Source organism: Shewanella sp. TB7-MNA-CIBAN-0143 (genome assembly GCF_040310065.1).
Lineage (GTDB): Bacteria > Pseudomonadota > Gammaproteobacteria > Enterobacterales > Shewanellaceae > Shewanella.
The window spans coordinates 1-3097 of sequence record NZ_JBEOPL010000046.1 but is presented as its reverse complement, the minus strand read 5'-3'; the positions used below and the strand labels follow the sequence as shown (position 1 = coordinate 3097).

Genomic DNA, 3097 nt, shown 5'->3' with positions numbered 1-3097 from the left:
AGTGCCTCCTTAAATTGGTGAGGTACTATGACAAATATTTTATTGATTGAGGATGTGGGGTTTATTTACCGCTTACCTAATTCGAGTTAAATTCTAACTCGGAAAATGCCCAAAAATCAGTTAGTGAATCACTCTACCTCAGAGTGATTCACTGACTCAGACTTGCCTAGTCTGGTTCACGCACTGAAATTTGATGCTTTACGTAGCCTTCTTGCTAACCAATTTTTGCCCCATTATGAGCTAGATCTCGAATTGTTATTTCACATAATTTACTAGTTTTGATATACAAAAAGTAATGGACGGCAAGAAGCGAGGCCTGACCCCGCGCTTCTCCATTAGACTTTTGAAATGTCGATATCCCGATACTCTAGTGCGAAACAGTTATCTTGAGAGATAAAAGATTCTCGCAAAATAACTTTGGGCTCATAACTTTCTCTGTTGGAATTGATAGTGTTAGCTATATTGGCTATAAGTTTTATCTTATCGTCTGGGAAATCGCACCCTAGCGTTATACTGCAGATCCTAGCGTTAATTTTAGTTCGGTCGGTATTCGGGTAATCAAAGTTCTCAAAGTGGATTTTTTCTTTAACATTAGTGAATATTCTAACTTCATCTTCATAAGACCAATCATTATTTTTAGTTAGAAGATACTGATTAAAAACGGCATATGAATCTTTTTCTAAGTTTCTTTTAGATTCATCTGTATAGCTCACTTGTTCTATGCCTACCCCGCAAGGGAACTCCCCACCAAACCAATACTCGACCATTATGCCTTGGTGCTCTTGGGCGTAGTGAGACCACATCAACATAGAATTATTGTTGTTCGATAGTGAGCAGATGCGATAGTTGGTATCTATGAGGTTACTCGAATCAAGCTTACTTAATGTTGGTAGTTCAATGGGGTCATTTAACTGGCTTTTTGACGCCAAATAGAAGTACTGGTTTGTAAGTGCATCAATGCTATTGATATTAAAAGGCGAGTACTTAAAAAGTCGGCCTGATTTTGCTGTAAAGGTGTCCCATTTGAACTGGTTGACTAAGTCAGCATTATACCTGCGCCGCAAGTCGTTATATTCTTCTTCTGCTATTTTTACGTCGGGCAATCTTTCTGCACAGTTAATGTAATTACCAATGATAATGTGATTGTAGTCTTTTGATGAGCGCATCAACTTTACAGCAAGCTCGTAGTATTCAAATGCATGACTAAGTTCTTTTTTGCGCTCATGACACACGCCAATGCAATTGTACGATGACATGGTCGGTTTGTTACTAGCATGAAACTTGGTAACATTTTCTATTACGAAATCAAATTCATTGCACTCTATGCCGCAGTTATATAAACGTAGGAAATCGTCACTACTCATGTCTCCGTTAGACAGTTTGACTTTCAGGTCTGCTAGCTGTGAAGTATAGTATGCATCATTCCACTTGGTTTTTAATAACTTTAACTCGCTATTCAAATGCTCATAGATTTGGTGTTTGATTAGGTCGGGGGAGTCGAATACCTTTTTCACTTCTTGATATGTTCCCCAAATATTAATCGGCTCGTTGAAGTGCGTCTGTTCTAGGAATAGTCGCTCTAGTTTCTCAATTTTGTGCTTACATCTAAGAGCTTGATATAGGACTTTAGATTCACCGTGCAAGGTGTCCGCCTTGGCATTGATAAACTCCAAAATTTGCTTGTTCACTGGTTGCTTTAGGTGTGACAACGCTAGCAAGTAATACAGGCGTCCGTTTATATCGTGTCGGTAATGTAAATCGTCTGTTGGAGCTGTTTCATGGTAAGTAACGACGTCTTCATATTCTCCAGCCTGAAACGCTTTTTGTATTAATACCTGCCTCGAAGGGTTAGGATTTCCCTGCTCTGATTCCTTAACATAAGCTTGGTAAATTGCTTTGTTGTCGTCACTCAAGAGCTTATCTACCTCCCAGTAATAAAGCTTGCTTAGTGCAAACTCTTTACTGATTAAGTTGCGATTAAAATACGCCTCGATGATTTCAACACTTACGGCCTTCATTGATTCTATTAGGGCTAAACAATCCTCAACTTCATCAAGATAGAAATACACAAAAACAAGCATATCACTCCTGCAAGTAACGTTGCGGTCTTGAATTAAAGATTTGATAAACTGCCAGTCTTGAAGTGTAAAGTATGAGAAGCTAGAGCGGCGGTTATGCAGGATATCTATTCTGTGGCCTAAGTGCTTAAATTCATTGTTTTCGTAATCGAGTTTTAAAGATGTGATACATGAATTCGTATAGTGATCCGTTATGAAAAGCCCCCAATGGGCGTGAGCGTTGTTTGGGTTTAGTTTTATAGCGTGTCGATAGAAGCAGGCTGGAATGTGTTGCTCATTGAATGAGTTGTAAATATTATTGGCGGTATCCCCAAGATAGCAGTAGGCGGACGATTCATCTCCGTGTCGTGAAGTTACTTCGGCAATAACATCATCAAAGCATTCTTGCTTTAGATATTGGATAAAGTAATAAAACCCTAGATACCATTCATTTTCATCGGACTGCCAACAGTTATCTAGAAAAGTTAGCTTCGAAAATTCTTGGTTTTTAATCCAATTGATTATTTTTTTATCATCAATTTTACTCATGTCATCCATTCTTTTAATCGCTTGTTATTTTCAAGATTATGAAGAACTAACGGGATCTAGTCTTGCCTTTTACTAAATTTTCAAAGCTACCAACACACTTTTGTCCATCCTCGACTTGGTCGGATCGCTTCTGGCACGTTTATGTCGGGTAGACGACACTTGTTGCCAAGTGCCGCCCCCCTAAGAACCCAGCGTGCAACTTTCACTGCACTAGGCTCAAGCCTCCACAAAAGTATCGTTTGATACCCAGCAACTTATAAAGCAGTGAGAGCAGGTTCATTCCAAGCGTTACGAGCTTGCCTTTTCGATTTTCTCCTAGCCAAGTATTCTTGGTATTGAGGATCGAATGGTATAGCCGCACTTCGAATTTTCACATGTCTCTCAATAGGCACTTTGGCTATTTGGAATAGATTGAATTGGCAATCCATATCCTTGACCTTCTGCCAACCGTGAAATTGCCATTGGCCTTTTCGGTTGATGAAGTATTTAAG

At 39.2% G+C, this 3097-nt stretch carries 1 protein-coding gene and 1 pseudogene; both read right to left on the bottom strand.

What is annotated here, in order from left to right; genetic code table 11:
• Positions 1-335 precede the first annotated feature (335 nt).
• Complete coding sequence (locus AAEY97_RS21005; RefSeq protein ID WP_351001265.1) at positions 336-2606, bottom strand: DUF2971 domain-containing protein; 2271 nt, start codon at positions 2604-2606, stop codon at positions 336-338.
• 254 nt (positions 2607-2860) lie between these two features.
• Positions 2861-3097 (bottom strand): annotated as a pseudogene (locus tag AAEY97_RS21000) (group II intron reverse transcriptase/maturase); the annotation flags it as partial.